Here is a 6,554-nt window from a genome sequence, read left to right on the forward strand (position 1 = left end):
GGGAGCTCAGTCCAGCTCCCGGGCGTGCCGCGAAAGCGCCGACGTGGCCAGCGAGTTGTGCACGCTGAACGCCACCGTGCCGGGCAGGTAGCGGTCCTGGGACCACTCCACCGGTGTGCCGGTCGGGTCGGTGGTGCGCCGTCGCTCGCGCAGCAGCGGGCCGCCCCGGCGGCAGCCGAGCAGTCGGGCGTCCTCGGCGTTGGCCGCGACGATGTCGATGGTGTGGTCGGCGTCGGTGAACAGGATGCCGTGCTCGCGCAGCACCTCGGTGTGCGAGACGACGTCCGGCGGCAGCTCGGCGACGATCTCGCCGACCCGCGGCGGGTAGATCGTCCGCTCGACCATCACCGGGGTGCCGGACAGCGTCCGCAGCCGGACCGTGACGTACACCTCGGCGCCGGGCTCCAGCCGCAGTTGCTCGCGCTCGGCCGCGTCGGCCGGGCGGCGCACCAGGGAGTCCAGGATGCCGCCGGGCTCCTCGCCCATCGAGTACGCCCAGTGCGTGAAGCTGAGCAGTTCCGAGAAGCTCTGCACCCGGGCGCCGCCGAGCACCACCCGTCGGGTGCCGCGGCGGGAGGTGACCAGCCCGTCGGAGCGCAGCACGGCGAGCGCCTGGCGGACGGTGCCGCGGGAGACCCCGTACTGCTCGGCCAGCGCGCCCTCGGCGGGCAGCCGGCCGGCCTCGCCGTACGCGCCGGTGGTGATGGCCTCGCGCAGATCTGCGGCCACCTTGCGGTACAGGGCTCCGGCCGTGCGCTCGACTGGGCGCCCGGGCTCTACTGCCACGTCACTCAATTGACCCTCCAGGGGCGGTGTCCAGCGCAGCCGTACCGGCACGGACAGCCCGACCTTATCCCGCTGCGCCGTTCGAGCATCGCACCGAACGGATCACGCACCGATGGCCGGATTCCACCGTTCCCGCAGCCGACCCCGGTTCTGGGCCGTCCGTTCACCTTCCCGTCACCGAACTTCGGGTTACTTACCTCCGTCAGCGAAGTTGGCTAGTCAACTCGGACGGTTCCGAACGGATACCGGACGAACGCGGCAAGGAACCCCGACGGATCTCCCGACGGGCCACCGACGGATCCGCGCCCCGGCCACTCGCACGATCGATCCCCCGATCAGATCGGACACCACTCCCGTGCAGCACCCCCTTCGCAGTACACCCGATCAGGAGACTGACCCGTGTCCGTGCACCGTGCCCGCTCCGCCGCCTTCGCGGCCGTCCTGACCGCCGCCGCGCTGTCCCTCACCGCCTGCGGTTCCGCCGGCTCCTCCACCGCGAAGTCCGGCAGCGACGCCGCGGGCGGCAAGAGCGCCAAGACCGCCACCTCGGCCGCCGACTTCGGCGGCATGGACGCCCTGGTCGCCGCCGCCAAGAAGGAAGGCAAGCTGCACGTCATCACGCTGCCGCGCGACTGGGCGAACTACGGCAAGCTGATGGACGGCTTCAAGGCGAAGTACGGCATCGACATCGAGGACGAGAACCCGGACGGCTCCAGCCAGGACGAGATCAACGCGATCACGTCCCGTAAGGGCCAGGACCGCGCCCCCGACGTGGTCGACCTGGGCGCCGCGTTCGCCACCTCCGGCGGCAAGCAGGGCCTGTTCGCCCCCTACAAGGTCGCCGACTTCGACAAGATCCCGGCCTCCATGAAGGACGCCAACGGTCTGAGTTACAACGACTACGGCGGCTACGTCTCGATCGCCTGCGACGCCAAGAAGGTGTCGGCCTGCCCGAAGACCTTCGCCGACCTGCTCAAGCCCGAGTACAAGGGCATGGTCGCGCTCAACGGCAACCCGACCAAGGCGAACGCCGCGTACAGCGCCGTCATGGCCGCCGCCCTGGCCAACGGCGGTTCGCTGGACAACATCCAGCCCGGCATCGACTTCTTCGGCAAGCTCAAGCAGGCCGGGAACTTCAACCCGGTCGAGGTCACCCCGGCGACCATCGAGAAGGGCGAGACCCCGATCAGCGTCGACTGGTCCTACCTGAACGCCGGCTACACCGACAAGTTCAAGGACAAGGGCATCGACTGGCAGGTCAGCATCCCGTCCGACGGCATCTACGCCGGCTTCTACAACCAGGCCATCAACAAGGACGCGCCGCACCCGGCCGCCGCCCGCCTGTGGGAGGAGTACCTCTACAGCGCGGAGGGCCAGAACGGCTACCTGGGCGGCTACGCCACCCCGGCCCTGTTCGACGCCATGAAGGCCGCGGGCACCCTGGACGCGGCCGCCGCCGCCAAGCTCCCGGCCATCGAGAAGCCCTTCACCACCTTCCCGACCGACGACCAGACCACCGCGGCCAAGAAGGTCGTGACGGAGAACTGGGCCAAGGCGATCTCGGGCTGATCTGACTGATGACTACGGCTCCCACCCCGGTGCCGGCCAGCGCCTCCGCCGCCCAGAGCGGCGGGGGCGCCCCCGGCCCCGTCTCCCCCGCCCCGGCCCCGGTCACCGCCACCACGGTGCACACCGAGGCCCCCCGCCCGGCCGCGCGCCGGGCCCGCGGCAGCCGCGCCTGGCTCGCCGCCCTCCCCCTGATCCTCTTCTTCGCGATCGGCTTCGGCCTGCCCGCCGTCGCGATCGTCATCGGCGCCTTCACCACCTCCTCGGACGCCCCCGACGGCGGCGGCGCCTTCACCCTCGACAACCTCACCGGCTCGCTCCAGGGCGCCTACTGGACGGCCCTGTGGGGCAGCGTGAAGCTCTCCCTGCTGACCGCGCTGATCGCCACCGTGGTCGGCCTGCCGCTGGCCCAGGCCGTGGCGACCTCCCGGTTCCGCGCCTTCCGCGAGGCCGTGATGTCCGCCTCCGGCGTGCTCGCCAACTTCGGCGGCGTCCCGCTGGCCTTCATGTTCGTCGCCACCCTCGGCAACTCCGGCGAGGTCACCAGGAAGCTCGGCCTGACCGCGCACGGCTGGAACCTCTACACCTTCTCCGGCCTGTCCGTGGTCTACCTGTACTTCCTGGTGCCGCTGATGGTCATCACCATCACCCCGGCCCTGGAGGGCCTCAAGGTCCAGTGGCGCGAGGCCGCGTACAACAACGGCGCCACCGGCCTGCAGTACTGGCGGCACGTGGCGCTGCCCGTCCTGCTGCCCTCGCTGCTCGGCGGCTTCGTGCTGCTGTTCGGCGCCTCCTTCGCCGCGTACGCCACCGCCGAGGCCATGGTGGGCAGTTCGGTGCCGCTGATCTCGATGCAGATCGGCGACGCGCTGTCCGGCAACGTCCTGGTCGGCCAGGGCAACCTCGCCCTCGCCCTCGGCCTCGACATGATCGTGGTCGCCTGCCTGGTGATGGCCGTGTACCTGCCCCTTCAGCGCCGGAGTGCCAAGTGGCTCGCCTGATCAATCGCATCCGTTTCGGCCGCGGCCTGGTCCTGCTGCTCTGCGGGATCTACTTCGCGGTGCCGCTGGTCTCGTCGGTGGTCTTCAGCGTCGACGACCACAAGAACGGCACCACCTTCCGCGCCTACACCGAGCTGCTGAACGCCCCCGGCTTCACCGACAGCCTGGTGCTCAGCCTCGAACTGGCCGTCGTCACCGTGGCGGTGCTGCTGCTCCTGCTCGTCCCCGCGGTGCTCGCCGCCCGGCTCGGCGCGCCGAAGCTGCGCCCGGTCATCGAGGTCATGTGCTCGATGCCGCTGGTCGTCCCGGTGGTGGCCCTCACCACCGGCATCATCGGCGTGCTGCGCTGGGGCCCGGACTACCTCCAGGACACCCCGTTCTTCCAGACCATGGTGGCCATCCAGAACCCGGACTTCCCGATCGTCCTGGTCATCGCCTACGTGCTGATGGCCCTGCCGTTCGCCTACCGGGCCATCGACGCCGGACTGCGCGGCGTGGACGTGGTCACCCTGGTCGAGGCCGCCCGCAACTGCGGCGCCGGCTGGCTGCGCGCGGTGTTCACCGTCGTCCTGCCGAACCTGCGCAGCGCGCTGCTGAACGGCGCCGTGCTCACCGTCGCCCTGGTGCTCGGCGAGTTCACCACCGCCTCCATCCTCGGCTTCGGCCCCTTCTCGGTGTGGATCAACTCCAACGGCAAGAGCGACGGCCAGATGTCCGTCGCGGTGTCGATGCTCAGCCTGCTGATCGTCTGGCTCGTCCTGCTGCTGATGTCCGCCGTCGGCCGCGGCCGCAAGGCCGCCCGGTCCTGAACCACCCCCCGTTCTCCAGGAGTTACCAGCCATGACCACGGCCACCGCCACCGCCTCCCGGGCCGCGACCGCCGCCGGCGGCGCCACCGTCGAGTTCCGCTCGCTGCGCCGCGCGTTCGGCGCCACCACCGCCCTCGACGGTCTGGACCTGACCGTCCGGCCCGGTGAACTGCTCGCCCTGCTCGGCCCGTCCGGCTGCGGCAAGACCACCGCGCTGCGCATCCTGGCCGGCTTCGAGCAGCACGACTCCGGCGAGGTGCTGGTCGACGGACAGGACATCACCTCGATCCCCGCCCACAAGCGCGACGCGGGCATGGTGTTCCAGTCGTACAGCCTCTTCCCGCACCTGACCGCGCTGGACAACGTCGCCTTCGGGCTGCGGATGCGCGGCACCGGCAAGGCCGAGCGCCGCAAGCGCGCCCAGGAGCTGCTGGAACTGGTCGGCCTGCCGCACCGCGCCGAGCACTACCCGCACCAGATGTCCGGCGGCCAGCAGCAGCGCATCGCGCTCGCCCGCGCGCTCGCCCTCCAGCCGCGCGTGCTGCTGCTGGACGAGCCGCTGTCCGCGCTGGACGCCAAGGTCCGCCTCCAGCTGCGCGAGGAGATCCGCCGCCTCCAGCAGGAGCTGGGCATCACCACCCTGTTCGTCACCCACGACCAGGAGGAGGCGCTGTCCATGGCCGACCGGGTCGCCGTGCTGCGGGCCGGGAAGCTGGAGCAGTGCGCCACCCCGTCCGAGCTGTACGGCCGGCCGGCCACCCCCTTCGTCGCCGAGTTCGTCGGCACCATGAGCCGCATCCCGTGCACCCGCACCCCGGACGGCGTCGAGGTGCTCGGCCGCCGGCACGCGGTCGACGGCACGGCGCCCGCCGACGGCGAACTCCAGGTGCTGGTCCGCCCGGAGAACGTCGTCCTCACCCCGTCCGCGACCGGCCCGGCCCAGGTGGTCACCGCGTCCTTCCTGGGCGCCGTCACCCGGCTCACCGTCCGCCTCGACGACGGCACCGAGGTCAAGGCCGACCTGCCCACCGAGGCCGCCGCCGCCCTCCCGGCCGGCGCGCGCGCCGAGCTCACCCTGCCGGAGCGCCCGGTACTGGTGGACCGCCGCACCGCCTGAGCGGCCCGTCTGGGATCCTCGTTACCGCCTCTGCACCCTCAGAAGAACCACCGAAGGTACCGCCATGCCTGAAACCGTCCCGCCCGTTCCCACTCCCTCCGCCCCCGTCCCCCTCCCCGCCGCCGTCCTCTTCGACATGGACGGCACCCTGGTCGACACCGAGCAGCTGTGGTGGAAGGCCGCCGCCGAACTCGCCGAGGAGCTGGACCACCCGCTCACCGACCAGGACGCCCCCGAGGTGCTCGGCCAGGCCGTCGAGCACACCGCCGCCCACCTGCACAGGGTCAGCGGCACCAGCCGTCCCGAGGCCGAGCTCGCCACGGTGCTCGGCGAGTCCTTCGCCGCCAAGGTCGCCGCCGAGACGGTGCCCCGCCCCGGCGCGCTCGCCCTGCTGGCGGCCCTGCGCGACGCACAGGTGCCCACCGCGCTGGTCTCCGCCTCCCCGCGCCTGGTGGTGGACCTCGTCCTGTCCTCCATCGGCCGCGACTGGTTCGCCGTCACCATGGCCGCCGAGGACACCCCCCGCACCAAGCCCGCGCCGGACCCGTACCTGGCCGCCGCCGAGCGGCTCGGCCTCGACCCGGCCACCTGCGTCGCCGTCGAGGACACCCCCACCGGGGTCACCTCCGCCGCCGCGGCCGGCTGCGCGGTGCTCGCCGTCCCCTCCAGCGCCGTCCCGATGCCCGACGGCCGGCGGATCACCCTGCTGGACAGCCTGGAGCGCGCCGACCTGGCCCTGCTGGGGAAGCTCTCCACCGCCCCGGCCGTTTGACAGCGACATGCCCTACGTCCTGCTCGCCCTCGCCATCCTGAGCGAGGTCTGCGCCACCAGCTGCCTCAAACTCACCGAGGGCTTCACACGCCTCTGGCCCAGCCTCGGCGTCGGGGTCGGCTACGCGCTGTCCTTCTACCTCCTCGGCCGCGCCCTCAAGCACATCCCGGTCTCCGTCGCCTACGCCGTCTGGTCGGGCGCCGGAACGGCCGCGGTCGCCGGAATCGGCGTGGTCGCCTTCGGCGAATCACTGGGCAAGGTGCAGATCCTCGGCATCGCCCTGATCATCGTCGGAGTCGTCGTCCTCAACCTCAAGGGCGGCCACTGACTAGGTTCTGTCCGGCGGATCATGGTCGGAGCCAGAGGCGGATCGCTGCGACGGTGACCGTGCCATGGAAGACGTAGGCTCGCTTGTCGTAGCGGGTTGCGACGGCCCGGAAGGTCTTGAGCCGGTTGATCGTGCGCTCGACCTCGTTGCGGCGCTTGTAGGTCTCCTTGTCGAA

Annotated in this window: 7 protein-coding genes and 1 pseudogene; 6 read left to right on the plus strand and 2 right to left on the minus strand. The window is 71.6% G+C overall.

Annotation, left to right across the window (positions count from 1 at the left end):
• Window positions 1-6: 6 nt before the first annotated feature.
• Window positions 7-786, minus strand: a complete 780-nt coding sequence (locus ACFXOZ_RS30635) for a GntR family transcriptional regulator (protein WP_375894522.1) — start codon at window positions 784-786, stop codon at window positions 7-9.
• Between the two features lie 399 nt (window positions 787-1,185).
• Here ACFXOZ_RS30635 and ACFXOZ_RS30640 point away from each other — a divergent pair, with 399 nt between their 5' ends.
• The 6 genes from ACFXOZ_RS30640 (at window position 1,186) to ACFXOZ_RS30665 (ending at window position 6,379) form a co-directional block, all read left to right on the plus strand.
• Window positions 1,186-2,355, plus strand: coding sequence for an ABC transporter substrate-binding protein (locus ACFXOZ_RS30640; RefSeq protein WP_375894520.1), 1,170 nt, complete (start codon window positions 1,186-1,188; stop codon window positions 2,353-2,355).
• An 8-nt stretch (window positions 2,356-2,363) separates the two neighbouring features.
• Window positions 2,364-3,353, plus strand: a complete 990-nt coding sequence (locus ACFXOZ_RS30645; protein ID WP_380525191.1) for an ABC transporter permease — start codon at window positions 2,364-2,366, stop codon at window positions 3,351-3,353.
• Entirely contained in the window at window positions 3,353-4,162 is an 810-nt protein-coding gene (locus tag ACFXOZ_RS30650) for an ABC transporter permease (protein WP_375894617.1), read from the plus strand. Before ACFXOZ_RS30645 ends, ACFXOZ_RS30650 begins: the two co-directional genes overlap by 1 nt.
• Before the next feature lie 31 nt (window positions 4,163-4,193).
• Window positions 4,194-5,279, plus strand: a complete 1,086-nt coding sequence (locus ACFXOZ_RS30655; protein ID WP_375894514.1) for an ABC transporter ATP-binding protein — start codon at window positions 4,194-4,196, stop codon at window positions 5,277-5,279.
• A 64-nt stretch (window positions 5,280-5,343) separates the two neighbouring features.
• Window positions 5,344-6,051, plus strand: a complete 708-nt coding sequence (locus ACFXOZ_RS30660) for an HAD family hydrolase (RefSeq protein ID WP_380525192.1) — start codon at window positions 5,344-5,346, stop codon at window positions 6,049-6,051.
• Window positions 6,052-6,058: 7 nt separating this feature from the next.
• Window positions 6,059-6,379: a DMT family transporter gene (locus ACFXOZ_RS30665; RefSeq protein ID WP_375894509.1), complete on the plus strand. Its 321-nt coding sequence runs from the start codon at window positions 6,059-6,061 to the stop codon at window positions 6,377-6,379.
• A 19-nt stretch (window positions 6,380-6,398) separates the two neighbouring features.
• On the opposite strand, the pseudogene ACFXOZ_RS30670 reads toward ACFXOZ_RS30665, so the two are convergent.
• Window positions 6,399-6,554: pseudogene (locus ACFXOZ_RS30670) on the minus strand (IS5/IS1182 family transposase); the annotation flags it as partial.

The sequence above is a fragment of the Kitasatospora sp. NPDC059160 genome, assembly GCF_042755465.1.
GTDB lineage: Bacteria > Actinomycetota > Actinomycetes > Streptomycetales > Streptomycetaceae > Kitasatospora.